This is a genomic window from Nocardia sp. N2S4-5, assembly GCF_044628355.1.
GTDB classification, from domain to species: domain Bacteria; phylum Actinomycetota; class Actinomycetes; order Mycobacteriales; family Mycobacteriaceae; genus Nocardia; species Nocardia wallacei_B.
On record NZ_JBIUPM010000001.1, the window covers coordinates 5085338 to 5110395 of the forward strand.

General features: G+C 68.3%; 25 protein-coding genes. 16 read left to right on the plus strand and 9 right to left on the minus strand.

What is annotated here, in order from left to right; translation table 11 throughout:
- Positions 1-4 precede the first annotated feature (4 nt).
- Positions 5-517: a TIGR04338 family metallohydrolase gene (locus tag ACFMRZ_RS23270; RefSeq protein WP_400180733.1), complete on the plus strand. Its 513-nt coding sequence runs from the start codon at positions 5-7 to the stop codon at positions 515-517.
- A 149-nt stretch (positions 518-666) separates the two neighbouring features.
- Positions 667-1107, plus strand: coding sequence for a hypothetical protein (locus ACFMRZ_RS23275; protein ID WP_400180734.1), 441 nt, complete (start codon positions 667-669; stop codon positions 1105-1107).
- An 88-nt stretch (positions 1108-1195) separates the two neighbouring features.
- Here ACFMRZ_RS23275 and ACFMRZ_RS23280 read toward each other — a convergent pair whose 3' ends face one another.
- A complete protein-coding gene (locus ACFMRZ_RS23280) occupies positions 1196-2170 on the minus strand; it encodes an o-succinylbenzoate synthase (protein ID WP_400180735.1) in 975 nt (324 codons plus the stop codon).
- A gap of 102 nt (positions 2171-2272) precedes the next feature.
- Between ACFMRZ_RS23280 and ACFMRZ_RS23285 the strand changes: the two genes are divergently transcribed.
- Positions 2273-2665: a hypothetical protein gene (locus ACFMRZ_RS23285; RefSeq protein WP_400180736.1), complete on the plus strand. Its 393-nt coding sequence runs from the start codon at positions 2273-2275 to the stop codon at positions 2663-2665.
- Between the two features lie 24 nt (positions 2666-2689).
- On the opposite strand, the gene ACFMRZ_RS23290 is transcribed toward ACFMRZ_RS23285, so the two are convergent.
- Complete coding sequence (locus ACFMRZ_RS23290) at positions 2690-3859, minus strand: thiolase family protein (RefSeq protein WP_400180737.1); 1170 nt, start codon at positions 3857-3859, stop codon at positions 2690-2692.
- 125 nt (positions 3860-3984) lie between these two features.
- Here ACFMRZ_RS23290 and ACFMRZ_RS23295 point away from each other — a divergent pair, with 125 nt between their 5' ends.
- Complete coding sequence (locus ACFMRZ_RS23295) at positions 3985-4497, plus strand: winged helix-turn-helix transcriptional regulator (protein ID WP_400180738.1); 513 nt, start codon at positions 3985-3987, stop codon at positions 4495-4497.
- Between the two features lie 23 nt (positions 4498-4520).
- Here ACFMRZ_RS23295 and ACFMRZ_RS23300 read toward each other — a convergent pair whose 3' ends face one another.
- A complete protein-coding gene (locus ACFMRZ_RS23300; protein WP_280362191.1) occupies positions 4521-5609 on the minus strand; it encodes a sn-glycerol-3-phosphate ABC transporter ATP-binding protein UgpC in 1089 nt (362 codons plus the stop codon).
- Positions 5610-5747: 138 nt separating this feature from the next.
- On the opposite strand from ACFMRZ_RS23300, the gene ACFMRZ_RS23305 reads away from it, so the two are divergent.
- The 7 genes from ACFMRZ_RS23305 (at position 5748) to ACFMRZ_RS23335 (ending at position 13037) form a co-directional block, all read left to right on the plus strand.
- On the plus strand, positions 5748-6542 hold the full coding sequence (locus ACFMRZ_RS23305) for an LLM class F420-dependent oxidoreductase (RefSeq protein WP_280275403.1): 795 nt from the start codon (positions 5748-5750) through the stop codon (positions 6540-6542).
- 113 nt (positions 6543-6655) lie between these two features.
- Positions 6656-6808 carry a hypothetical protein gene (locus ACFMRZ_RS23310; protein ID WP_400180739.1) on the plus strand — a complete coding sequence of 51 codons (153 nt, stop codon included), beginning with the start codon at positions 6656-6658 and terminating at the stop codon, positions 6806-6808.
- A gap of 4 nt (positions 6809-6812) precedes the next feature.
- A complete protein-coding gene (locus tag ACFMRZ_RS23315; protein ID WP_400180740.1) occupies positions 6813-7919 on the plus strand; it encodes a YeiH family protein in 1107 nt (368 codons plus the stop codon).
- 19 nt (positions 7920-7938) lie between these two features.
- Complete coding sequence (locus tag ACFMRZ_RS23320; protein WP_400180741.1) at positions 7939-9750, plus strand: ABC transporter substrate-binding protein/permease; 1812 nt, start codon at positions 7939-7941, stop codon at positions 9748-9750.
- Complete coding sequence (locus ACFMRZ_RS23325; RefSeq protein WP_400180742.1) at positions 9747-10475, plus strand: amino acid ABC transporter ATP-binding protein; 729 nt, start codon at positions 9747-9749, stop codon at positions 10473-10475. The genes ACFMRZ_RS23320 and ACFMRZ_RS23325 overlap by 4 nt, the downstream gene beginning before the upstream one ends.
- 100 nt (positions 10476-10575) lie before the next feature.
- Positions 10576-12633 carry a PhoX family protein gene (locus ACFMRZ_RS23330; protein WP_400180743.1) on the plus strand — a complete coding sequence of 686 codons (2058 nt, stop codon included), beginning with the start codon at positions 10576-10578 and terminating at the stop codon, positions 12631-12633.
- Between the two features lie 107 nt (positions 12634-12740).
- The gene (locus ACFMRZ_RS23335) at positions 12741-13037 is read left to right on the plus strand and encodes a hypothetical protein (protein WP_400180744.1); all 297 of its coding nucleotides are present in this window, start codon (positions 12741-12743) and stop codon (positions 13035-13037) included.
- A 7-nt stretch (positions 13038-13044) separates the two neighbouring features.
- Here the strand turns inward: ACFMRZ_RS23335 and ACFMRZ_RS23340 are convergent, their stop codons facing one another.
- The gene (locus ACFMRZ_RS23340) at positions 13045-13791 is read right to left on the minus strand and encodes a glycoside hydrolase family 25 protein (RefSeq protein ID WP_400180745.1); all 747 of its coding nucleotides are present in this window, start codon (positions 13789-13791) and stop codon (positions 13045-13047) included.
- Positions 13792-13805: 14 nt separating this feature from the next.
- Positions 13806-15140, minus strand: coding sequence for an MGH1-like glycoside hydrolase domain-containing protein (locus tag ACFMRZ_RS23345; protein WP_280275395.1), 1335 nt, complete (start codon positions 15138-15140; stop codon positions 13806-13808).
- A gap of 255 nt (positions 15141-15395) precedes the next feature.
- Here ACFMRZ_RS23345 and ACFMRZ_RS23350 point away from each other — a divergent pair, with 255 nt between their 5' ends.
- A complete protein-coding gene (locus ACFMRZ_RS23350) occupies positions 15396-16097 on the plus strand; it encodes an SDR family oxidoreductase (RefSeq protein WP_400180746.1) in 702 nt (233 codons plus the stop codon).
- Here the strand turns inward: ACFMRZ_RS23350 and leuS are convergent.
- Positions 16094-18964 carry a leucine--tRNA ligase gene (leuS, locus tag ACFMRZ_RS23355; protein WP_400180747.1) on the minus strand — a complete coding sequence of 957 codons (2871 nt, stop codon included), beginning with the start codon at positions 18962-18964 and terminating at the stop codon, positions 16094-16096. The two genes, ACFMRZ_RS23350 and leuS, sit on opposite strands and share 4 nt — an antisense overlap.
- Before the next feature lie 130 nt (positions 18965-19094).
- Between leuS and ACFMRZ_RS23360 the strand changes: the two genes are divergently transcribed.
- Together ACFMRZ_RS23360 and ACFMRZ_RS23365 are read left to right on the plus strand one after the other, a co-directional pair.
- Positions 19095-19505, plus strand: coding sequence for an SdpI family protein (locus ACFMRZ_RS23360; protein ID WP_400180748.1), 411 nt, complete (start codon positions 19095-19097; stop codon positions 19503-19505).
- Positions 19505-20116 carry an HAD family hydrolase gene (locus tag ACFMRZ_RS23365; protein WP_400180749.1) on the plus strand — a complete coding sequence of 204 codons (612 nt, stop codon included), beginning with the start codon at positions 19505-19507 and terminating at the stop codon, positions 20114-20116. Before ACFMRZ_RS23360 ends, ACFMRZ_RS23365 begins: the two co-directional genes overlap by 1 nt.
- Before the next feature lies 1 nt (position 20117).
- Here the strand turns inward: ACFMRZ_RS23365 and ACFMRZ_RS23370 are convergent, their stop codons facing one another.
- From ACFMRZ_RS23370 to ACFMRZ_RS23380, 3 genes are all read right to left on the minus strand, one after another.
- Positions 20118-20894, minus strand: coding sequence for an ABC transporter permease (locus ACFMRZ_RS23370; protein ID WP_280362208.1), 777 nt, complete (start codon positions 20892-20894; stop codon positions 20118-20120).
- Positions 20891-21847, minus strand: a complete 957-nt coding sequence (locus ACFMRZ_RS23375; RefSeq protein WP_280275390.1) for an ATP-binding cassette domain-containing protein — start codon at positions 21845-21847, stop codon at positions 20891-20893. Before ACFMRZ_RS23375 ends, ACFMRZ_RS23370 begins: the two co-directional genes overlap by 4 nt.
- Before the next feature lie 130 nt (positions 21848-21977).
- The gene (locus ACFMRZ_RS23380; protein WP_400180750.1) at positions 21978-22499 is read right to left on the minus strand and encodes an EXLDI protein; all 522 of its coding nucleotides are present in this window, start codon (positions 22497-22499) and stop codon (positions 21978-21980) included.
- Positions 22500-22708: 209 nt separating this feature from the next.
- Here ACFMRZ_RS23380 and ACFMRZ_RS23385 point away from each other — a divergent pair, with 209 nt between their 5' ends.
- The gene (locus ACFMRZ_RS23385) at positions 22709-24397 is read left to right on the plus strand and encodes a thiamine pyrophosphate-binding protein (RefSeq protein WP_400180751.1); all 1689 of its coding nucleotides are present in this window, start codon (positions 22709-22711) and stop codon (positions 24395-24397) included.
- Positions 24394-25053, plus strand: coding sequence for an SRPBCC family protein (locus ACFMRZ_RS23390; protein WP_280362215.1), 660 nt, complete (start codon positions 24394-24396; stop codon positions 25051-25053). Before ACFMRZ_RS23385 ends, ACFMRZ_RS23390 begins: the two co-directional genes overlap by 4 nt.
- The last annotated feature ends 5 nt before the right edge of the window (positions 25054-25058 follow it).

Below are 25058 nucleotides of genomic sequence, written 5' to 3' on the forward strand. Positions count from 1 at the left end.
CCTGGTGAGTGCGCGAGATGCCCAGCGCGCCAAGGTCTATGACGCCGAGGGCCTGGTGCGGCGAATGTTCGATCGCGCCGACGAGTACGGCTCCCGGACGGTGGATCTGCACGGCTCGCAACTCACCCTGCCGATCGAGCGGCGCTTCGCCTCGGTGGAATCGGTGCAGACCTACGTAGATCGTGTCTTGTCACTGAATTGGGTTCGTGCGCAATGGGAAAGGTCACAACGGCCGTTGACCGTCCGGGCCCGGGCGGGTGCGTCGGCCGCGCACTATGAGGTCGAGACCGCGGTACTGGCCGTGCCGCTGCACACCCGCGGCGCCGCGTGGGCGCTGCGGGAGCTGGTGATCCTGCACGAGGTGGCGCATCACCTGGAGCCCGGCGGCGCCGAACCGGCCGCGCACGGGCCCGAATTCTGTTCTCGCTACGTGGAGCTGGTGGACGGCGTGATCGGCCCGGAAGCCGCGCTGCTGCTGCGCACCACCATGCTGGGCTGCGGCGTCCGCCTCGGCTGACCTTCCTCCCCCTATGGCCCGAGCCACAACCACGAGCGATCTACGTTCGAAGTACGTACGATCGAACTACGTACTATTAATCTACGTAGATGGGCTCTGGCGTACAGGTGAACAGGGCGCACGACAGCAACGAGGCAAAGGGGCCGACAATGCGACGTGTACTTCCGAGGCGACATCCGGCGACGGACCGAAGTCCTCACCCCGGCGCGACGGCCGGTCGCCGCGCTTCCCGGACGGCCGCACTGGCCCTGATCGCGGGCGCCGCCGCGCTCGGCTCCGTGGTCGCCGCCGGCGCCGCCACCGCCGATCCGGGCGCGCGGGCGGGCCACTCCGACCGCGGCCCCGCCGACCCGCGCGACACCACGGGCTGGCGGCACATCGACCCCCGCGGCTACCACCACCTCGAAACGAATCAGCTCCGCCAGAACGAGATCCGCGACAACCGGCGCGAGTATCGCCGGGGCAACAACGGTCCCCAGCAGCCCGAACGCGCCCTGGGCACCGAGAGGGGCGCCTCCACCTGGACGGCGGTCCCGAACGCGGACGGTACCGGCTGGCAGGTCTGCCGCCCGCACGCTTCCTGGTGCTGAGATCGCCTTCGGTCTGAGCGGTCACGAATCACTCCGTCGCGGCATATTTCGCCGTCCCAGCGCGAATTGTGTCCGCCGCGGCCGGAAGCTAGGGCAATAGGCGGCGGACGCGGTCGAGACGGTCGCGCCACCAGCGCACCCGGTCCGCGTCCGGATGGCGGAAGCGTTGCAGCAGTTCGGGGTCCGGCCGCGGCGGCGCCGTCGGTACCGGGAGGAATCCGTCGACGGGGAGCAGAGGCTGTGCCGTGACGTCGCCGTCGAACAGGCGCAATGTGCCCAGCCCACAGGCGAAGTCGAGCTCGGGCAGGGCGGCGGCGAGGGCGAGCTGAGCGGCCAGTCCGACGCTCGTCTCCAGTGCTGAGGAGACCACGCAGGGCAGTCCGGCGGCCTCGGCGACCCGCAGCGCGCGGCGCACGCCGCCGAGCGGAGTGCATTTGAGCACGGCCACGTCGGCGGCTCCCGCGACCGCTACCCGCAGCGGATCCTCGGCGCGGCGGATGGATTCGTCGGCGGCGATGCGGACGTCGACCCGGCGGCGCACCTCCGCCAGCTCCTCGATGGTCCGGCAGGGTTGTTCGACGTACTCCAAACCGCCTGCGGCCCGGTCGATTCGACGGATGTGTGCGACCGCCGTATCCACATCCCACACGGCGTTGGCATCGATCCGCACGGCCCCGCCGGGCCCGAGGGCGTCGCGGACCGCCGCCACTCGCTCGAGGTCCTCTGCGAGGGCGTCGGGATGGTCGGCGACCTTGACCTTCGCCGTGCGGCAGCCCGATCCGACGACGATCTCGTGCGCCCGCTCGGGCCCGACCGCGGGCACCGTGCAGTTGACCGGAATTCGTTCCCGCACCGGCGCCGGCCACCCCTCGGTGATCTGCTCGACCGCGGTGGCCAGCCAGTTCGCCGCCTCCCGGTCGTCGTACTCCGGGAACGGGCAGAACTCACCCCACCCCAGCGGACCCTCGACCAGCATCCCCTCCCGCACCGTGATCCCGCGGAAGCGCGTCCGCAGCGGAATCGCGTAGACGAAGGCGGACTCGGGATCCAGCAGATCGCTCACCCCGGCAGCCTAACCAGCGCCGAGCCGCAACTCCTCGGCCCGGTTCTCGGACTGAGTAGTTCTGCGGATCCCGAAACGCCGCCGGTCGGCCACGCTGGAACCATGATGACCTACCCCGACCCGATGGCCTACCCGCCGATGCCGATGCCGATGCGGCCCGCGCCCCGGCCCCTCCGGACGTGGGATCTGGTGCTGGCCATCGTCCTGTACTCACTCGCCGCCCTGGTCGGCGTGTGCGCGGCGTCGTTCACCCCGTTCTTCGTCATGGCCACCGACCCGTGCGGCTACGGCACCGGATGCCGCGAGGAGTTCGCCACCTGGGGCATCCTGGTCTCATGGGGCGGCACCGCGGCGGCCCTCGGCGGCGGACTGGTGATGGTGGTCGTCGCGGCGGTCAAGCGCTGGTACATGTGGTGGTGGGCGGCGCTCGCGCTGCTGCTGGTGCCCGCCTCGTTCGTCACCGGCCTGTTGCTGGCCGGACAGGTCACCGGCTGAACGCGACGCGCTGCCCGGCCCGCGTCACAACCGTTCGAAGACGGTGGCGTTGGCCAATCCTCCTGCCTCGCACATGGTTTGCAGCCCGTACCGCGCGTCGCGTTCCCGCATGGCGTGCACGAGGGTGGTGGCCAGCCGGGCGCCGGACGCACCGAGCGGATGTCCCAGCGCGATGGCCCCGCCGTGCACGTTGACCCGCGACAGGTCCGCGCCGGTCTCGCGCTGCCACGCCAGCACCACCGACGCGAACGCCTCGTTGATCTCGAACAGGTCGATGTCGGACAGCTGTAAACCGGCCCGCTGCAATACCTTCCGCGTGGCGGGGATGACGGCGGTCAGCATCAGCAGCGGATCGTCGCCCGCCACGGCGAAGCTGTGCAGCCGAGCCAGCGGGGTGAGGCCGAGCTGCGCGGCCTTCTCGCTGGTGGTGATGAGTACGGCCGCGCTGCCGTCGTTGATCTGGCTGGCGTTGGCGGCGGTGACATTCCAGCCGATCTCGGGGAATCGGGCTGCGTACGCCTCGCTGTAATAGGCCGGTCGCAGGCCCGCGAGCGTGTCCAGGGTGCTGCCGACCCGGATGCCTTCGTCGGTGGTCAGCCCGGCGATGGGGGCGAGCTGCGCCTCGAACGATCCGTTCTTCGTTGCGGCAGCGGCCTTTTCGTGACTGGCGAGGGAGAACTCGTCCATGGCGGTGCGGCTGATCCCCCAGCGGGCGGCGATCAGCTCGGCGCTGATGCCCTGCGGCACAAGGTCTTCCGGATAGCGCTCGCGGAAGGCGACCCCGTCGAGATCGGTGGCGCCGAGCACGCTCGCGCCCATCGGGATCCGGCTCATCGATTCCAGTCCGGCGGCGACCACCACGTCGTAGGCGCCCGCGATGACGCCCTGCGCCGCGAAGTGGATGGCCTGCTGGCTGCTGCCGCACTGCCGGTCGACGGTGGTCGCGGGCACCGATTCGGGGTAGCCGGCGGCCAGTGCGGCCCGGCGGGTGATATTGACGGCCTGCTCGCCGACCTGCGTGACGACGCCGCCGATCACGTCGTCGATCAGCTCCGGATCCACTCCGCTGCGCCGCACCACCTCGCGCAGGCTGTGCGCGAGCAGGTCCACCGGATGCACGTCGTGCAGGGCGCCGGTCGGCTTGCCCTTGCCGATGGGGGTGCGCACTGCCTCGACGATGACTGCGTCTCTCATGACGGTTCCTTCCGAGTGCCGCGACGCCGCGGTCTCCACCGAACGATCTTCTAACTAAACCGTTCTATAGTCAGATTACGAGCTGGCAATAGTTGCCACAAGTCAGAATTGCTATGATCGATCTCATGGCGGCTGTACTGGAAGGACCCTTGCGTGACCTGAGGTCGTGGAAGCCCGACGACTGCTCGATCGTCAAGGCGCTCGATATCGTCGGCACCCGCTCGGCGCTGCTGATTCTGCGGGAGACGATCTACGGCACCACGCGTTTCGACGGCTTCGCCGCCCGTGTGGGTATCACCGACGCCGCCGCGTCGGCCGCCCTGCGCAAGCTCACCGAGGCCGGCCTGCTCCGCAAGCAGCCCTATCGCGAGGACGGCAAGCGCACCCGCGACGAATACGTGCTGACCGCCAAGGGCCGCGACCTGCTACCGGTCGTGTTCGCGCTGTGGCAGTGGGGCGACCAGTACCTCCAGGACGGCGAACCCCCGCTGGAGCGCCTCGAGGACGCCACGGGCGAGCCGGTGCGCGTCGAGGTGCGCAGCGCGTCGGGCAACGAGGTGCCCTTGGAAAACCTCCGCATCCGCGTCAACCGGAAGTGGCGAGCGGCGCGGAGGCGGGAAATGCCCTCGACGCTCTGAGGCGTCGAGGGCGTGTTCGAGGGTCAGTTCAGGCGGCTGCCGTCCTCCGGCGCGAAGAAGTAGATGTGCTCGGAAGTCGCTGTGAGGGAGAGCTTTTCGCCCTTGGCCGGCGGATTGCGCCAGTCCGCCCGCGCCACGATGGTCTCGCCGGTGCCCGTGGCGCCGTCCGCGCCGAGGGTGCGGCCGTAGATGTAGGCGTCGGAGCCGAGTTCCTCGACCACGTCGACCTCCATCGCGATACCGTCACCGGATCCGGCGAGGTCGAAGTGCTCCGGCCGGATGCCCACCACGACGGTTTCCCGCACGGCGTCGGCGACCGTGCGCGGCACCGGCAGCGTGTGACCGCCCAGCACCACCCCCGCGTCCTCGATCGGCAGCGTGAACAGGTTCATCGCCGGAGAGCCCATGAACCCCGCGACGAACAGATTCGCCGGATCCCGGTACAGGTCGCGCGGCGTCGCACACTGTTGCAGCAGACCGTCTTTCAGCACCGCCACCCGGTCGCCCATGGTCATCGCCTCCACCTGATCGTGGGTGACGTAGACGGTCGTGGTGCCGAGGCGCCGCTGCAACTGCGCGATCTGGGTGCGGGTCTGCACGCGGAGCTTGGCGTCCAGGTTCGACAGCGGCTCGTCCATCAGGAACACCTGCGGCTGCCGCACGATCGCCCGGCCCATCGCCACCCGCTGGCGCTGGCCGCCGGACAGCTGCTTGGGCTTGCGGTCCAGATACTGCTCGAGATCGAGCAGCGCGGCCGCCTCGCGCACCCGCTGGTCCCGCTCCGCCTTGGCCACCTTCGCCATCTTGAGCGCGAAACCCATGTTGTCCGCGACCGTCATGTGCGGGTAGAGCGCGTAGTTCTGGAACACCATCGCGATGTCGCGTTCCTTGGGCTCGGCCGCGGTGACGTCCTTGTCGCCGATCAGGATGCGCCCGCCGTCGACGTCCTCGAGCCCGGCGAGCATGCGCAGCGAGGTGGACTTGCCGCAACCGGACGGACCGACCAGGACCAGGAATTCGCCGTCGGCGATCTCGAGGTTCAGCTGGTCGACGGCGGGTTCGGTGGCGCCCGGGTACAGCCGGGTCGCGCGGTCGAAGGTGACCGTGGCCATCGTGAATCAATCCCTTCACCGGCAGGAACGTGCCGGACGATCCGAGTAGAGGGGTGGTGCGGCGCGGCCGCAGTCGGGAATCCTACTGCCCGGACGGGTAGCCTCGCCTGCGAAGCATCGACACCGCGAGGAGGAGCTATGGCCCGACCCGTTCGGATCGGAGTTCAACTACAGCCCCAGCACGCCCCCGACTACGCACTGATCCGCGACGCCGTGCTCCGCGCCGAGGATGCGGGCGTCGACATCGTGTTCAACTGGGACCACTTCTATCCCCTCTACGGCGACCCCGACGGTGCGCACTTCGAGTGCTGGACCATGCTCGGCGCCATCGCCGAGCAGACCGAACGGGTCGAACTGGGCGCGCTGGTCACCGGCGGCGGCTACCGCAATCCGGATCTGCTGGCCGACATGGCCCGCACCGTGGACCACATCTCCGGCGGCCGCCTGATCCTCGGCATCGGCGCGGGCTGGTTCGAGAAGGACTACGACGAGTACGGCTACGAATTCGGTACGGCGGGAACGCGTCTGAACCTGCTGAAGGAATACCTGGCCCGCATCGACAGCCGATTGAAGAAGCTCAATCCGCAGCCGGTGCGCGACATCCCGATCCTCATCGGTGGCGGCGGCGAGAAGAAGACGCTGCGGCTGGTCGCCGAGTACGGCGACATCTGGCACACCTTCGCGGATCTCGATGTGCTGGAACGCAAGTCGAAGATCCTCGCCGACCACTGCGCGGCCGTCGGCACCGACCCGGAGGACATCGAGCGCTCGGTGGACTGGCCCGGCGCCGACAAGGCCCCGGCCCTGGTGGCCGCGGGCGCCACCACCTTCACCGTGGGCACCGACGGTCCCGACTACGACCTCTCCACCCTGGTCGAGGCCATCCGCTGGCGCGACGAATTCAACCCCGAGTCCGTCACCGGCATCGCCTGATTCGGCGATCGAATCGGGCTGATTCCATCACTTCCCCCGGGAGGTGATGCGGTTCATCATGGCGGCTGGTCGCGGGAATGCACCGGGATCAGCCGCGATGAGGGAGTTCGGCCATGAGTGAACCGGGTGCTGCGCCCGCGCCGGAAGATGCGGCGGCGTCCGCTTCGGTATGGCGGCGGATCGGCGTCGACTGGTGGGCGGTGATCGTCGCGGGGGTCGTCGTGCTGCTCGCCGTCGCCGACATGCTGCCGAAGCTCCCGTGGTGACTCGATGACCACCGAAACCTCCACTCCGGCAGCGGAATCCGGAGCACTGCGCGGCGCACTGGCCTATCTGCCGGGTATCGTCCTGCTGATCGCCGTCGGTCTGCTCGGCAAGTACACCCAGACCTGGGTGAACGACCTGGCCCACGACCACCACTGGCGTTTTCCCGACATCGAATACGTGCTGTGGGCCATCGTTTTCGGGCTGATCATCGCCAATACCGTTGGCGTGCCCCGGATCTTCAAGCCGGGTATCGGTACCTACGAGTTCTGGCTCAAAGTGGGCATCGTCGCATTGGGTTCCCGCTTCGTGCTCGGTGACGTCGCGAAACTCGGCGGCACCAGCTTCGTGCTGATCCTCATCAATATGACGGTGGCAGGCGCGATCATCCTCACCGTCGCCCGGCTGCTGGGCCTGTCCGGGAAGCTGGGTTCGCTACTGGCCGTGGGCACTTCGATCTGCGGGGTGTCGGCGATCGTGGCCGCGCGCGGCGCCATCCGGGCCCGCAACGCCGATGTCGGTTACGCGATCGCGGCGATCCTGACCCTCGGCGCGGTGGCGCTGTTCACCCTGCCCGCGATCGGGCACGGCCTCGGGCTGACCGATCACGAGTTCGGCCTGTGGGCGGGCTTGGCCGTGGACAACACCGCCGAGACCACCGCCACCGGCTACGCCTACTCCGACGCCGCGGGCAAGCTGGCGGTGCTGGTGAAATCGACCCGCAACGCGCTGATCGGGTTCGTGGTGCTCGGCTTCGCCCTGTACTGGGCCGCGCGCGGCGAGGCCGACACGCTGGCCCCGGGACTGCGCGCCAAGGCGGCGTTCGTGTGGGCGAAGTTCCCCAAGTTCGTGCTCGGCTTCCTGGCGGTGTCCGCGCTCGCGACGGTGCACTGGATCGATAAGCCGCAGCTCGCGAATCTGGGCAATGTGTCGAAGTGGGCGTTCCTGCTCACCTTCGCCGGGGTCGGTCTCAACACCGATTTCCGTGAACTCGGCCGCAGCGGATGGCGGCCGCTGGCGGTGGCGGTGGTCGGGCTGGTCGTGGTGGCGACGGTGTCGCTGGGTTTGGTGCTGTTCACCGTGCGGGTGTTGCACTGGGGCGTGGTCGACTGATGGGTAGGGTTTCCGGCTAATGTTTTCGCCTATGGTCCGTGTGTCCGTGTCGCGATCCCGTGCGCTGCTAGCGGTGTTGTCGGTGCTGAGTCTGCTGTTCCTCACGGCCTGCGGCTCGGATAGCAGCAATTCATCGGCAAGCAGCGGATTGTGTGCCCCGCCGGGTGTCGAGTCGGCCTCGGCGGCTCCGGCCAACCTGGCCACGGGTCCCGAGGCGGGCGCCGACCGGTTCACCACCGAGCGCACCGTCCCGCTGGACGGCATCGACATCGGCAAGTTGGGTCTGCTCACACCGGGCAAGCTGAGCGTCGGCACCCTGTCGGACGCCCCGCCGAGTATCTGCGTGAACGGCCAGGGCGTATTCACCGGATTCGACAACGAGCTGCTGAAGGCGGTCGGCGCGAAACTCGGCCTGCAGGTGGAGTTTTCCGGCACCGAGTTCGCGGGCCTGCTGGCTCAGGTGGCCAACGGTCGCTTCGACGCCGGCTCGTCGAGCATCACCACCACCGACGCGCGCCGCCAGCTGGTCGGCTTCACCAACGGCTACGACTTCGGGTACTTCTCGCTGGTCGTCCAGAACGGCAGCCCCGTCAAGGGCTTCTCGGATCTGAAATCCGGCGTCCGGATCGGCGTGGTGCAGGGCACGGTGCAGGACGAATACGTCGTCAACACCTTGAAGCTCGATCCGGTGAAGTTCCCGGATTACAACACCGCCTACGCGAACCTGAAATCCGGGCAGATCGACGCGTGGGTGGCGCCGTCGGCGCAGGCCACCGGCGCGGTCAAGCCGGACGACTCGACCTCGATCGTCCAGAACACCTTCAGCCTGGACAACTTCACCGCCTGGGCGGTGCGCAAGAACAACCAGCCCCTCATCGACGCCCTCAACGCGGGCCTGGACGCGGTCATCGCCGACGGGACCTACGCGAGGCTCTACTCCGACTGGGCGCCGCGCTCCTTCCCGCCGGGCTGGAAGCCGGGCTCCAAGGCGGCCCCGCTGCCGCAGCTGCCGGACTTCGACAAGATCGCCGCCGAGCACCAGAACACCGCCACCGCGCAGTCGGCGCCGAAGTCGACGTTCGCGCAACTGCGCGACACGTTCTTCGATTGGTCGCTGTACCGCAAGGCTTTTCCCGACCTCGTCAAGACCGGTCTGCCGAATACCCTGATCCTGGCGCTGGTTTCGGGCGTGCTGGGCACCCTGCTGGGCATGCTGCTGGCGGTCGCCGGTATCTCGCGGACACGCTGGTTGCGCTGGCCCGCAAGGATTTACACCGATATCTTCCGCGGCCTGCCCGCGGTGGTGATCATCCTGCTGATCGGGCTCGGCATCGGGCCGGTGGTCAAGAACCTCACCGGCAACAACCCGTACTGGCTCGGCGCGGTCGCGCTGGCACTGCTGGCCGCCGCCTACATCGGCGAGATCTTCCGGTCCGGCATCCAGTCGGTGGAGGCAGGACAGCTGGAGGCCGCCCGCGCCATCGGATTCGGCTACCGGCAGGCGATGACGCTGGTGGTGATCCCGCAGGGGGTGCGCCGCGTGCTGCCCGCGCTGATGAACCAGTTCATCGCGCTGATCAAGGATTCGTCGCTGATCTACTTCCTGGGCCTGCTGGCCTCGCAGCGCGAACTGTTCGCCGTCGGGCGCGACCTCAACGCGCAGACCGGCAACCTGTCCCCGCTGGTCGCCGCCGGTCTGGTCTATCTGCTGCTGACCATTCCGCTGACCCATCTGGTGAACTACATCGATCGCAGGCTGCGGACCGGGCGGCGGGAGAATCCGGCCGAACCCGTCGAACAGGCCGTCGTCACGGAAGGACGCGGAGCATGAGCAGTTCCTCCCTGACCGGTACCGATCTGCGTCTCACCCTGGGCGGCAACGAGGTGCTGCGCGGCGTCGACATCCATGTCGCCGCCGGGAAGACCACCACCGTGATCGGCCCGTCCGGATCGGGCAAGTCCTCGCTGCTGCGCGTACTGAACCGCTTGCACGAGCCGGACTCCGGCGATGTGCTCATCGACGGCGTCTCGGTGCTCGGCGAGGATCCGGACAAGCTGCGCCAGCGCATCGGCATGGTGTTCCAGCATTTCAACCTCTTCCCGCACATGACCGTCGTGGACAACGTGGCGCTGGGCCCGCGCAAGCTGCGCGGCCTGTCCAAGGACGCGGCGCGCGCGGTGGCGGTCGAACAGCTCGAGACCGTGGGCCTCGCCGCCCGCGCCGACGCCCGCCCGGGCAATCTGTCCGGCGGCCAGCAGCAGCGCGTCGCCATCGCGCGGGCACTGGCGATGAAACCGGAGCTGATGCTGTTCGACGAGGCGACCTCGGCGCTGGATCCCGAACTGGTCAAGGGCGTGCTGGCGCTGATGGCGGACCTGGCGGCGGGCGGCATGACCATGATCGTGGTCACGCACGAGATGGGTTTCGCCCGCTCGGTTTCCGACAGCGTGGTGTTCATGGATCAGGGCACCGTGGTCGAATCCGGTGCGCCGGAGCAGCTTTTCGACGACGCCGGGACCCCGCGGCTGCGGCAGTTCCTCTCGCAGGTGCTGTGATCTGAGGGTCGCCTAATTGGTCGGAAGTTCACTCGTTCGTCTCCTGCGGCTCGCGCGATGCGTTTAGCGTGCGCATCGCCGGACCATTCGAGGAGCGATTGTGAATCTCAAGCCTTTGTCTCTGTTCGTGACGCACGACGGCCGCTCGTCGCGCTCCTCGACCACCTGCGCCTACAAGTGTGGAAACGCCTGTTTCCACGAGGTGCCCAACACCTCGGACGGTGAGTACTTCGGCGATATCGTCGCGTCGATCTCGCGCCGGCGGTTGCTGCGGGGCAGTGCGGCGGTCGTGCTGGCCGCGGGGGCGGGCACGGTCCTCGCGGCCTGCGGGGACGACGAGCCCAAGCCCGCCGGGAACAGCAGTCCCGGCACGGGCACGGCTTTCCCGGCCGTGGCGCCCAATACCCAGGACGCGGTGGTGACCCCCGACGGTTATCAACAGTCGGTGGTCATCCGCTGGGGTGATCCCGTGCTCCCGGACGCGCCGGCCTTCGACTTCGGTAAACAGACCGCGGCCGCGCAGGCCGAGCAGTTCGGCTACAACAACGACTTCGCGGCACTGCTGCCCATCGAGGGGCAGTCCGACTCCTATCTGCTGGTGGTGAACCACGAATACACCACCGAACCGCACATGTTCACCGGCTACGTCCCGGACGCGCCGACCCGCGAGCAATTCGAGATATGCCTTGCGGCGCACGGCCTTTCGGTCGTCGAGGTGAAGGGCGAGTCGGGGTCGGGCAAGCTGACCCCGGTGCTCGGCCGCTACAATCGGCGCGTCACCGGCACCACCGAATTCACCGTGACCGGTCCGGCGGCGGGCAGCGCCCTGCTGAAGACCTCCACCGACCCGACCGGAACCAAGGTGCTGGGGACACTGAACAATTGCTCCGGCGGAGTCACCCCGTGGGGCACGGTGCTGTCCGGCGAGGAGAACTTCAACCAGTACTTCGCCGGGGTGCTGGCCGACCCGGTCGCGCAGGACCGCGGCAAGCGCTACGGCCTCGGGCATCCGGGCGCGGGCCAGGGCGAGATGCCCCGGCACTGGGAGCGTTTCGACAAGCGTTTCGACGTGGCGCAGGAACCCAACGAGTCGAACCGCTTCGGCTACATCGTCGAACTCGACCCCTGGGACCCGACCGCGGCGCCGATCAAGCACACCGCCCTGGGCCGGTTCAAGCACGAGTCCGCCAACATCTACGTCACGCCCGACGGCACCGTGGTCGCGTACTCCGGCGACGACGAGCGCTTCGAGTACATGTACAAGTTCGTCTCCGCCAAGAAGATTCAGCAGGGCAGCACGGCGGCGACCCGCAAGCACAACATGACGATCCTCGACGAGGGCACCCTCTACGTCGCGAAACTGACCGGCGATCACCCGGATCAGGTCGACGGCAGCGGAAAGATGCCGTCGGACAAGGGATTCACCGGCAAGGGCCGGTGGATTCCGATCCTGCAGACCGCCGCCGACGGCAAGGGCACGTCGCTGGTCGAGGGCATGTCCGCCGAGGAGGTCGCGGTGTTCACCCGGGTGGCCGGCGACAAGGTGGGCGCCACCAAGATGGACCGCCCCGAGGACTTCGAGCCGAACCCGAAGACGGGCAAGGTGTACGTGGCCCTCACCAACAACAGCAACCGCGGCGCCGAGGGCAAGGCCGCCGCGGACGAGGCGAACCCGCGCAACCAGAACAAGAACGGTCAGATCCTCGAGCTCACCGACGACCACCGGGGCACGGCGTTCACCTGGTCATTGCTGCTGGTCTGCGGCGATCCCCAGGCGGCCGACACCTACTTCGCGGGCTTCGACAAGACCAAGGTCAGCCCCATTTCCTGCCCGGACAACCTGGCCTTCGACCCCTACGGCAACCTGTGGATATCCACCGACGGCAACGCGCTGAAATCCAACGACGGCCTGTTCTCGGTGGTGCTCGAGGGCGAGCGGCGCGGTGAGACCAAGCAATTCCTCACCGTGCCCAAGGGGGCGGAGACCTGTGGACCGGTGGTGACCGAGAAGCGGGTCATGGTCTGCGTGCAGCATCCGGGCGAGGTCGACGGCGCCTCGGCGGACAAGCCCGCGTCGCACTGGCCCGACGGCGGTTCCGCGCAGCCGCGACCGTCGGTGGTAGCGGTGTGGAAGGACGGCGGCACCATCGGCGTGTAGGCCGGGGCGCGTCGCTCGATCTGTGGATTAATGCGCACCTGTTAATGTGTGGTTATCGTCACACATGCCTTTCGGTATGGACACTCCACAGGAAAGAGGACAGCTCGATGACCACAGCACACCTCACGCATACCGATCACACCCATGTGCACGGCGCGGGGTGCGGACACGTGTCGGTGCCCCACGGCGACCACGTCGACTATGTGCACGACGGCCATCTGCACCGCGAGCACGACGGCCACTTCGACGAGTGCGAGCCGGCCGGGCACCGCGAGCACAGCGGCCACGACCACGTGCACGGCGAAGGCTGTGGACATGTGGCCGTCCCGCACGGCGACCATGTGGACTACGTCCACGACGGCTGCCGCCACGCCGCCCACAACGGCCACTACGACGAGCACTGAACGGGAACTACCCGCTACCGGACGACGGCATATTGGCGAAGCGGGCGAAATCGCCCTGCGCCCCGCTGTAGACATTGAGATCGGTGCGGCCCGCGATGCCCGGGATCTGCCCGGAATCGGTGGTCTGCCAGAAGGTCCAGGCGGGCCAGCCGCCGGGCACCTCGGGCTGCTCGTTGCCGCGGTAATCGGCGATCCACAGGGGGTAGCCGGTGAACTCGTTGGTATCGGCCATCGCGGTGCGCCAGAAGTTCGGATAGGTGTAGACGATCGGCGCGCGGCCGGTGAGGGCCTGCACCGTATTCAGATAGCGATGGGTCCAGTCGATCAGCGCGGCCGGCGGCAGGCCGCCGGAATTCTCCAGGTCCAGCACCGGCGGCAGGTCCAGTGGGCCGTTCTGCCCGAGCACGACCGTCGCGTACAGCGCGGCCTGCGGTTCCGGCGGCAGTTCCGGATGCGCGTAGTGGTAGGTGCCCCGGGCGACGCCCGCCGCGCGCATCAGCACGCTGTCGGGGACGAAGTACGGGTTGACGTAGTTCAGCCCCTCGGTGGCCTTCACCATCGCGAAGTGATTGCCTGCGGCCTTCACCTCGAACCAGTTGATCATCCGGCCGTCGATGTGCTGCCAGGACGACACGTCCGGGCCGCTCGGTTCGGCGGACACGGTAGTTGCTGAAAGGATGCCGACTGCCGCCAAGGCGGGCAGGGCCAGAAGCGTGCGACGAACTTTCGGACGAGCCACGGTGCGTCGATACATGGTTATGAGACTAGTCAGCCGAGCCAGTCGAGTACGGAAGCCGCCGTCCAGGACTGCTGCATGCTGCCCAGCGGCTCGCCGGTGAAGGGGTCGTAGTACTCGGCGAAGCTGCCGTCGCTGGCCTGGCGCAGGCCCTCCGCCCGCAGCATGAACGACCGCTCCGCCCAGCCGCGGCGGGCGAACACCCAGGAGAACAGCCAGCTCATCACCGGCCACACCGGACCGCGCCAGTATTCGCGGGCGCGAAAGTCCTTGGCCACCGGCGAGGTCGACGGCGGCAGCGCGTAGCGCAGATCCGGATGGCCGCAGAAGCGCGGGCCCTCGAACAACCGCAACAGGCTGCGCTCCGCGTCGCGGGGCAGACCGCCGGACAGCAGCGGCGCGAACATGGCCAGGGTCTCGGTGGTGATCCAGCGACCCAGGCGCACATCGTAATCGCGGGCCGCGCCCGTGCGCGGGTCGGTGGTGGCGACGACGCCGGCGCGGAAGTAGTCCGACCATTCGTACAGTTCGCGCACATCGGCATTGGGCAGGCGGTAGTCCTCGCCGATATTGGCCAGCACCTCACAGGCGAGCGCGAAGATGGCGGTGACGAACACGTCCTCCACCGCGAAGCTCATCGTCGCGGCCAGTTGGAAATCGTCGTATCCACACCGGCGCATCTGCTCGACCAGCCACATGTAGCGGTCGTATTCGCGGTCGCTGGGCCGTTGGGAGGCGTCGACCAGGGTGATGTCGGCGCGCTCGTAGGGCGTCAGGTCGCCGGGCACCACATTCTGATAGGCGCGGTCCCAGCGCGGCGAATTGTCCATCCCCGATTCCCAGCCGTGGTACAGGGTGAGTCGGCCGTTCTGCTTGGTGTCGCGCGCGTGTGCCAGCCAGCGATGCCAGCGCATCAGATCCACCCAGCGGCGGTTCAGGAATTCCTCGGCGACCGCGCGGGTGGTGCGGCCGTGCCGGCGGGAGTGGTCGAGGATGCGCTGCACGGCGATCGCGTGCACCGGCGGCTGCGTGATGCCGGAGGTGTCCGGGCCGTCGGGCGCGTTGGCGGCCAGGCGGCGGCACTCCCAGCGGGCCGGGCCCGGAAAGTAGCCGTCCACTCCGTTGGCGAACACGATGTGCGGGATCATCCCGTTCTTCCACTGGGCCGACAGCAGCGTGTCGAGTTCGACCACCGCGCGTTCCACGCTCAGCGGCGCCAAACCGACCGCGACGAACGCCGCGTCCCAGCTCCACATGTGCGGATACAGCTTCGGAGCGGCGCTGGTCATGGTGCCCAGGTCGTTGCCACGCAGCAGGTACGCGGCTCGGGCCGCCAGTTGTGTCGGGGTGAAACCGGGCCCGTTCATCCCCCCATTCTGCGACGTCACCCTCAGGTATGCGCGCTGCGCGGGCGCACCGTCCGCCGTCCGCTGTGGTGCCGGCCGCTGTTCGGCAGTTCTCACGCTGTCCGCCTCGGTTCGTGATTCCGGGTTGCCGAGATTGATACACCCGGCCGCTCAGGTGTCGCCACTCCGGGGAGTGACTGTTTGCTCACAGCGGCCATGCTGTGCATCGCCGCCGCGGTCCACGGAGTTACGCACCAACCCGGTTACGGTTGTCGCATGGCCGTATTCAGCTCCGCGGGAACCCGACCGACAGCGCTGATCACCGGGGCGAGCCGCGGGCTCGGCGCCGCCATCGCCAGGGAGCTGGCGCCCACCCACGACCTACTGCTCGGCGCCCGCTCCGCGGAGTCGCTGACCGCCGTCCTCGCCGAATTGCCCGGTGCCACCGGATGGCCCGTGGAGCTGACCGACTACCCGGCCGTCGAGCGCGCGACCGCGCCGATCGAGCGGCTCGAGGTACTCGTACACAACGCCGGTATCGCGGAGTTGGGCGCCTTCGCCGACTCCTCGGTCGAGCAGTGGCGAAACACCTTGGAGGCCAACGTGATCGCGGTCTCCGAGCTGACCCGGATGCTGCTCCCGGCGCTGCGCGCGGCGAAAGGCCATGTGGTGCTGATCAATTCGGGCGCGGGCCTGCGGGCGAACGCGGGCTGGGGCGTCTACGCGGCCAGCAAGTTCGCCCTGCGCGCCTTCGGCGACGCCCTCCGCCTCGAGGAGCCGGACCTGCGCGTCACCTCGATCCACCCCGGCCGCATCGACACCGACATGCAGCGCGCCATCGTCGCCGGCGAGGGCCGCGACTACGACCCGAACGAATTCCTCACCCCCGAGACGGTGGCGCGGGCGGTGCGCAACGCGGTGCACACACCGCGCGACGCCCATCCGACGGAGATCGTGCTGCGCCCGATCGCCCGCTAGGCGACCACGTTCACCAAACGCCCCGGCACCACGATCACCTTGCGGGGCTGCTTGCCGTTCAGGAACTCCAGCAGCTTCTCGTCGGCCAGCGCCAGCGTCTCCACGGTCGCGGTGTCGGCGTCGGCCGGGACGCTGACGCGGCTGCGGACCTTGCCGTTGACCTGGATCGGGTACTCGACCGAATCCTCCACCAGCAGTGCGGGATCCGCGGCCGGGAACGGGCCGTGCGCCAGCGCGACGCTGTGCCCCAGGCGCTCCCACAGCTCCTCGGCGATATGCGGCGACAGCGGCGCCAGCATCTGCACCAGCGGTTCCACCACCGACCGCGGCGCACCCTGCGGATACTCCTTGGTCAGGTGATTGGTCAGCTCGATCAGCTTGGCCCCGGCGGTGTTGTCCCGCAGCGCGGCATAGTCGCCGTCGACGCCATCGATCGTCTTGTGCAGCAGGCGCAGCGTGCCGTCCGACGGTTCGCCCTCGGTGACCCGCACCCCACCGGATTCCTCGTCGACCACCAGCCGCCACACGCGCTGCAGGAACCGATGCGCGCCCACGACATCCTTTGTCGCCCAAGGCCGCGAGGTGTCCAGCGGGCCCATCGACATCTCGTAGAAGCGGAAGGTGTCCGCGCCGTACAGGTCGTACATCTCGTCCGGGGACACGGCGTTCTTCAGCGATTTGCCGATCTTGCCGTACTCCTGGAACACCTCGTGCTCGACGCCGGCGCCGTCGGTCCAGAAGAACTTGCCCAGCCGCTCCTCGACCTCGGTGGCGGGCACATACGCGCCGCGCTTGTCGGTGTAGGCGTACGCCTGGATGTAGCCCTGATTGAACAGGCGGCGGTACGGCTCCGGCCCGGACACGTCACCCAGATCGAACAGCACCTTCTGCCAGAACCGCGCGTACAGCAGGTGCAGCACCGCGTGCTCGACCCCGCCGACGTACAGGTCGACGCCGCCCGGATCGTTCGGGCCGTGCTCGGCCGGGCGCGGACCCAGCCAGTACCGCTCGTTCTCCGGCGCGGCCAGTGTCTCGGTATTGGTCGGATCGGTGTAGCGCAGCTGGTACCAGGAGCTGCCCGCCCACTGCGGCATCACATTGGTGTCGCGGCGGTAGGTCTTGGGGCCGTCGCCCAGATCCAGTTCGACATGCACCCAGTCCGTGGCCTTGGCCAGCGGCGGGGACGGTTCGGAGTCGGCGTCGTCCGGGTCGAAGGTGACCGGGGCGAAATCCTGTACGTCGGGCAGCTCCACCGGCAGCATCGAATCCGGCAGCGCGTGCGCCCGGCCGTCCTCGTCGTAGACGATCGGGAAGGGCTCGCCCCAGTACCGCTGCCGCGCGAACAGCCAGTCGCGCAGCTTGTACTGGACGGTGCCCCGGCCCCGGCCGTCGGCCTCCAGCTGCTCGACGACCTTCGCCTTGGCGGCCTCGATCTCCAGCCCGTTCAGGTAGCCGGAGTTCACCAGGGCGCCCTCGCCCGCGTACGCGGCGGTCGAGATGTCGCCGCCCGCAACGACTTCCACGATCGGCAGCCCGAACGCCGTGGCGAACTCCCAGTCGCGCTGATCGTGGCCCGGCACCGCCATGATGGCGCCGGTGCCGTAACCGCTCAGCACGTAGTCGGCGATGAATACCGGCACCTGTCGCCCGTCGACCGGATTGGTGGCGTACGTGCCCAGGAAGACGCCGGTCTTCTGCTTGTTCTCCTGGCGCTCCAGATCCGACTTCGCGGCGATCGACTCGCGGTAGTCCGCGACGGCTTGCGCGGGTGTGGCGGCGTGGAAGGTCCAGCGCGGGTCGACGCCCTCGGGCCACCGCGCGGCGACCAGCTGATCGACCAGCTCGTGTTCCGGCGCCAGCACGACATACGTTGCGCCGAACAGCGTGTCGGGCCGCGTGGTGAAGACCTCGATGGCGCGGTCGGCCGCGGTGAAGGTGACCTGCGCGCCGCGCGACCGGCCGATCCAGTTGCGCTGCATGGCCTTCACGTTGTCCGGCCAGTCCAGCAGGTCCAGGTCGTCGACCAGTCGGTCGGAGTAGGCGGTGATGCGCATCATCCACTGCCGCAGGCGCTTACGGAAGACCGGGAAGTTGCCGCGCTCGCTGCGGCCCTCGGCCGTGACCTCCTCATTCGCCAGCACCGTCCCCAGCCCCGGGCACCAGTTGACCACCGAATCGGACTGATACACCAGGCGATAGGAGTCCAGCACCGCGCCGCGCTCGGTCTCGGACAGCTCCGACCACACCCGGCCGTCGCCGATGTCTCTTGCGCCCGAATCGAATTCGGCCGCCAGCTCGGCGATCGGGCGGGCCTTGTTCGCGGTGGTGTCGTACCAGGCGTTGTAGATGCGCAGGAAGATCCACTGCGTCCACTTGTAGAACTCGGGATCGGTGGTGGCGAACGAGCGGCGGCGGTCATGGCCCAGACCCAGCCGGTCCAGCTGGCGCCGCATGTTCTTGATATTGGCCTCGGTGGTGACGCGCGGGTGGGCGCCGGTCTGTACGGCGTACTGCTCGGCGGGCAGGCCGAACGCGTCGTAGCCCAGCGCGTGCAGCACATTGCGGCCGCGCATGCGGTGATAGCGGGCGAACACGTCGGTGGCGATGTAGCCCAGGGGATGCCCGACGTGCAGGCCCGCACCCGACGGATACGGGAACATGTCCTGGATGAACAGCTTGTCGGCCGGGGTCTCGCCGCTCAGCGGACCCACCGGGTTCGGCGCGAAGAAGGTGCCGCGCTCGTCCCAGGCCTGCTGCCATTTGCGCTCGATGCGTCCGGCCAGGTCGGCGTTGTAGCGGTGTGCGGGCACGTCGCTGTCACCGGTCGCGGTCGCACCGGCTTGGTCGGTTGCACGAGTGTCCTGCACGATCCTGCCTTCTTGTCGCCATATCCCCGGGGTGAACGTTGCCAACCAGCGTAGAGCGTGCGCACGTCAGAGCCCAAAAAGGGGCCATCATGCGCCCGCGGGCGGCCGCGGCCATTTCACACCGGGTAGCGTGAGTGAGGTGTTCGTGGTGGCGCTGATCCTGTTCGTGCTGGCGGTGGTGGCCGTTGTCACCGGGGTACTCGGGCTGTCCGGCTCCCTGCCTCGCAATCGTTTCTTCGGGGTGCACACCGACGAGGCGTTGCGCACGGAGGAGTCCTTTCGCATCGCCAATCGGGTGGCCGCGCCGACTTCCTTCGGGGCCGGAGTGCTGCTGGCCGCCGGTGGCGTCATCGCGTTGTTCGCCGGTGGCGTGGTGGGGATGGTCGGCGCGCTGCTGGCCGCGGTGATCGCCGTGTTCGTTCTCGGTGCGGGAGTGAACGCCGCCGCGGGGGCGATCGCCGGGCTCGCGCCCGAGGCGGGTGGCTGCGGCCAGGCCTGTGGGGCCTGCTCGCTGCGGGACGCCTGCCAGCCCGCGAGTTGATGCGGCCGTTCACGGTCGGTTTCGACCTGGACATGACGCTGATCGATTCCCGGCCCGGCATTCGCGCCTGCTACGTGGCGCTGGCCGAGCGCACCGGCGCCGACATCGATTGCGATCTGGTCGTCACCCGTCTGGGCCCACCGCTCGAGGACGAACTCGCGAACTGGTTTCCCGCCGCGCGCGTCGCCGCGATGGCGGACCTGTATCGCGAGATGTACCCGAGCCACGCCGTCACCGGAACCTCCGCGATGGCGGGGGCGCGGGAGGCGATCGAGGCCGTGCACGCGGCGGGCGGCCGGGCGATCGTCGTCACCGCCAAGTACCAGCCCAACGCCGAACTGCACCTCGAGCACCTCGACATTGCCGCCGACGCCGTCATCGGCGACCTGTGGGCCGACGGCAAAGCTCGCGCCCTCCGAGCGGAGGGCGCGAGCATCTACGTCGGCGACCATATCGGCGACGTCCGCGGCGCCCGGGCTGCCGACGCGTACTCGGTCGGCGTGACCACGGGCCCGTGCACCGCCGAGGAGTTGCGCGCCGCGGGCGCTGACGTCGTCCTGCCCGACCTGACCGCCTTCCCGCACTGGCTCGCGCGGGCCGAAATCTGCTGACTCAGGCCGTCTTGCGGCGGAATGTGGTTTTCGCCCAGAGGTATCCGACCACCGCGATGCCCGCGCACCAGGCGAGGGCGATGAGGCCGTTGTTGCCGATCTCGCTACCCATGAGCAGGCCGCGCAGGGTTTCGGTGATCGGGGTGAACGGCTGGTACTCGGCGAATTGGCGCACGCCCGTCGGCATGGTGTCGGTGGGCACCAGGCCGCTGCCGAGCATCGGCAGATAGACCACGGGCGTGGGCGTGTTGCTCGCGCCCTCCGGGCTGGCGGCCGACAATCCGAAACCGACGCCGAGCCAGTTGAACGCGAAAAGCACCACCACGAGCAGTCCGAAGGCGACCACCCATTCGATCGGGTCGGCGTTCGGGCGGAACCCCAGCAGCAGCGCGATGCCGATCATGAGGGCAACGCCCAGCAACCCCTGGATCATCGTGCCGAGCACCTCACCGGTGAGTATCGACGAGTGCGACATCGACATGGTGCGGAAGCGGTTGACGATGCCCTTGGTCATATCCGTCGCCACCGACACCGAGACGGAGGTGACCAGCAGCGCCGGAACCATCAGGATCATGCCCGGGGCGATGTAGTCGATGTATTTCTCGCCCGCGCCGAGCGATTTCTCCAGAGCGCCGCCGAACACATAGTTGAACATCAGCAGCAGCACCACCGGCATGGCGACCAGCATGACCGTCATGGCCGGATAACGCTTGGCGTGCACGATGTTTCGGCGCAGCATGGTGGCCGTGTCGGCCAGCGCGTAGGTAGCGGTACTCATTGCGCGATTTCCTTTTCGGGAACGGATTGTCCGGTGAGAGCGAGGAATACGTCGTCGAGATCGGGGGTGTGCACGGCCAGGCCCTCGGGCTCGATCCCGGCGGTGTCGAGCCGGTCCAGCAGCGCGCGCAGCGTCCGCACACTGCCGTCGCCCGGGATCGCGAGCGCCGGGTCCTCGGGTTGTGGCACGCCGCCGAGCAACTGCGTGGCGATGTCCAGGGTGGCGCGATCGGCGAAGGTCAATCGGATGTGCCCGCCGGGGACCAGCCGCTTCAACTGTTCGGGAGTGCCCTGCGCGACGATGCGGCCGTGATCGAGCACCGCGATCCGATCCGCGAGCTGATCCGCCTCCTCCAGATATTGGGTGGTGAGGAAGACGGTGACGCCGCCGGCGACCAGTTCGCGAATGATCTCCCACATGGCGCGGCGGCTGCGCGGGTCGAGCCCGGTCGTGGGTTCGTCGAGGAAGATCACCTGCGGATCGCCGACCAGCGTCATGGCCAGATCCAGCCGCCGGGTCATGCCGCCGGAGTAGGCGCTCGCCGCCTTGTCGGCCGCTTCGACCAGGTCGAATCGCGTCAGCAGGTCGTCGGCGCGGCGCTTGCTCTCGCTGCGCGGCAGATGGTTCAGGTCGCCCATCAGCAGCAGGTTCTCCCGTCCGGTGAGTAGTTCGTCGACGGCGGAGAACTGGCCCGTCACGCCGATGACCGCGCGCACCGAATCCGGATCACCGGCGACGTCGTGCCCGCCCACCCGGACCTCGCCGCCGTCGGCGCGCAGCAGCGTCGACAGGATCTGCACAGTCGTCGTCTTGCCCGCGCCGTTGGGGCCGAGCAGCGAGAAGATCGTGCCTTCGCCGACGGTGAGGTCGATGCCGTCGAGCACGACCTGATCCCCGAAGGATTTCCGCAGGCCGGTGACCGATATGGCCGGCGGGGGATATCCGTTTTTCATAACTGTCCTCTCATCAACAGATATTTATCAATGCATGCGTCGACCGCGCCGTGACCGCAATGTCGGCGATCAAGGTGTGAGGTCGTATTCGCTTGTGCGGGAGCCGGTTCGCGTACCGGCGGGGCTTATGTCAGATGTCGAGATCCTCGATCTGCGGATGCTCGACGATGTCCTGCACGCGCTGATAGAGCTTGTTCGGGATCCTCCCCTTCAGATCTGTCACCGAGTCGTAGAGGTCCATGGTGAACTCACCCCATTCCGGATCGCCGACGCCGAGCATCTTGCGCCAGTTGGTCAGGTCCTTGATCCAGTTGGAGCTGGTTTCGGTGGGGTAGTCCTCCCAGGCCGAGGTACGCATGTGCAGCACGAATTTGCCCTTACGGCTGCGGTATACGCGGATGTGCTGCTGGTGCTGGTCGTTCAGGTCGCTCATCTCGCCCAGCAGCGCGCCGGAGAACCGGACCTGCCGGGCGCCGTTGTGCCCGACTCGCAGGACGACCTCCTCGAAGCCCTCCTGCCGGCCCTCCTCCAGTTCGATGAACCGGCGCAGCGCCGTCACGATCGCGCCCGACAGATTGCCGCCGACCAGCTCCTGCGCGCGCTGGAACAGGGGAAGATCATCATCGGATACGTAGACCGTCTTGTTGGGCATGGCTCCACTATACGTAGACGTATACATACACACAAGACGGGGCTTCTCCGGAAACGACCACCCGGCCGCTGCGCAATAGGGGTCGTCCGATTCGGGATCAGGGATCGATCCGCGGCGCAAGACATGAACCATCGGGTGGTGCCGCTCGTATCTCGGGCAGAGCGCATTGATTATCGGGCGCTCGCGTGCCTCGGCCGAAAGGAGTCTCGATGCCGTCACGAACGGTGGACTATCTGGTGCAAGCCGTAGGGGCGCTGGGAGTTCGGCACATCTTCGGCGTGGACGGCGCCAATATCGAAGACCTCTACGACGCGATCTTCGATACGCCGCAGGACATCACGGGCGTGGTGGCCAAGCACGAGTTCTCCGCCGCCACCATGGCCGACGGCTACGCGCGCAGCACCGGAGGGCTCGGCGTCGTCTGCGCCACCTCCGGCGGCGGGGCGATGAATCTCGTTGCGGGACTGGCGGAATCGTTTGCCTCGCGAGTGCCGGTGCTGGCCTTGGTCGGGCAGCCGCCGACCGTGCTGGAGGGTCACGGCGCCTTCCAGGACACCAGTGGGCTCGCCGGAACATTCGACGCGGCAAGGCTTTTCGAGCAGATATCGCACTACTGCGCACGGGTGGACACCGTCGAGGCGCTGCCCTGGCACCTGAGCCGGGCCGTGACGGCCGCGCGGCACGGTGGTCCCGCGGTGCTGTTGCTGCCCAAGGATCTGCAGCAGGCAGACGTCGGCGATATCCCGCCGTTCCGCCCGCCGCTGCCCGCGCAGGCACGCGACGAGGCGGGTCTCGACCGGGTGCGGACGGCGCTGGAAGCGGCGCGGGCGACCGGCAAGATCACGATCATCGCCGGAGACCAGGTCGCCCGCGACGACGCCAGGGTCGAATTACACCGGCTGGCAACGATTCTCGACGCCGCGGTGGGAGTGGCCCCGGACGCCAAGGACGTCTACGACCAGAGCGAGCCGGGTTTCTGCGGGGTATCCGGCAGCATGGGCCACCCCGAACTGGTCGACGCCGTGCGCCGCTCGGCACTGTGCCTGCTGGTCGGCACCCGGATGCCGGTCACCGCGCGAGCGGGGCTGGACGACGTGCTCGCGGGGACGGTGGTCGCGAGCGTGGGCGTAGAGCCGCCGTACCCGAACGCGCTGCACGCCACCGCCACCGACCTGAGGGTCGCCCTCGCCGAACTCGTGGGTGCGCCGGCCGACGCCCCGGCCCCCTCGCCCGTCCCGGCTCCGTCGCCGCCGAGCCTTCTCACCGCGCTGGACGTGCCGCCCGCCACCGGTCCCGGCCTGCGCTATCGCGAGATTGTCGAAACCCTCAATACCGCACTGGAATACGGGACCGATGTGTTCGCCGATGCCGGAAACACGGGTGCGTCGGTGGTGCACCACCTGCGCCTTCCCCGCGACGGCCGGTTCGTCGTCGCGCTCGGGATGGGCGGGATGGGATACGCCTTCGGGGCGGGTATCGGCTCGGCCTGCGCGCGGCGGCGTCGCCCCGACGGTGGGGTACGCCGTACCGTGGTGATCGCCGGAGACGGTGCCTTCTTCATGCACGGCATGGAAATTCACACCGCGATCGAGCACGAGCTGCCGGTGACCTTCATAGTTCTCAACAACAACGCACATGCCATGTGCATAACTCGCGAACAGCTGTACTACGGAGACCGCTACAGCTTCAATCGCTTTCACCCCGCCCATCTCGGCGCGGGCCTGGCCGCGATGTTCCCGCGGTTGCCCTCCTACTCGCCCGCCGACCCGGCCGAACTGGCCGCCGTCCTGGGCGACTGCTTCGAAACCCCCGGGCCGTCGTTCGTCTCGATCGACTGCGATCCGGACGAGATCCCGCCGTTCACCCCGTTTCTGTCGACTCCGAGGAGGAACCCGTGACCACCAGTTCCCTGCCCGCGCTCACCGATATCCCCGAGCACGAACTGCCGGGCGTGCTGCGTATCGAGAACTCCGATCGCGAGGCGACCACGCCGATCATCATGGACATGCTGCGGTCGGTGTATCCGCACGACCAGATCTTCGGCGACTACTGCCCGGTGCAGGCCTACATCGACGCGCCGCCGCGCGCGGTGTACGAATACCTCGCCGACACCCGCAGCCTCGAGGAATGGACCTACAGCCTGCGCGGGTTCGTGGCGACCGACGAGCCGGGACTGTGGCTGGCCTACGACCGGCTGGGACCGGAGACCAAGATCTTCACCCGCACCGTCGCCAACCCCGACGCCATGACCGTCGACTACCACTGCGCCTGGGACCAGGGACAGCACCTGTGGATGATTTATCTGATGCGCGTGGTCGACGCGCAGGTGGTGTTCAACAAGCCTGGTTCGGTAGTGCTGTGGACGAATTGCCACCACCCGTTCTACGACGAGAACCCCTACCCCGAGGCCGCGCCACCGAAGCGCCCGGTCTGGGTCGGCGACTTCTGGGAGATGTTCGCCGCCGGCCACCAGCTCGAAATCGACAACCTCAAGGCGATCTGTGAGTACCGGGCCGCCCACGAGCTGCCGATCAAACCCGACTGGATGAAGTGAGGCAC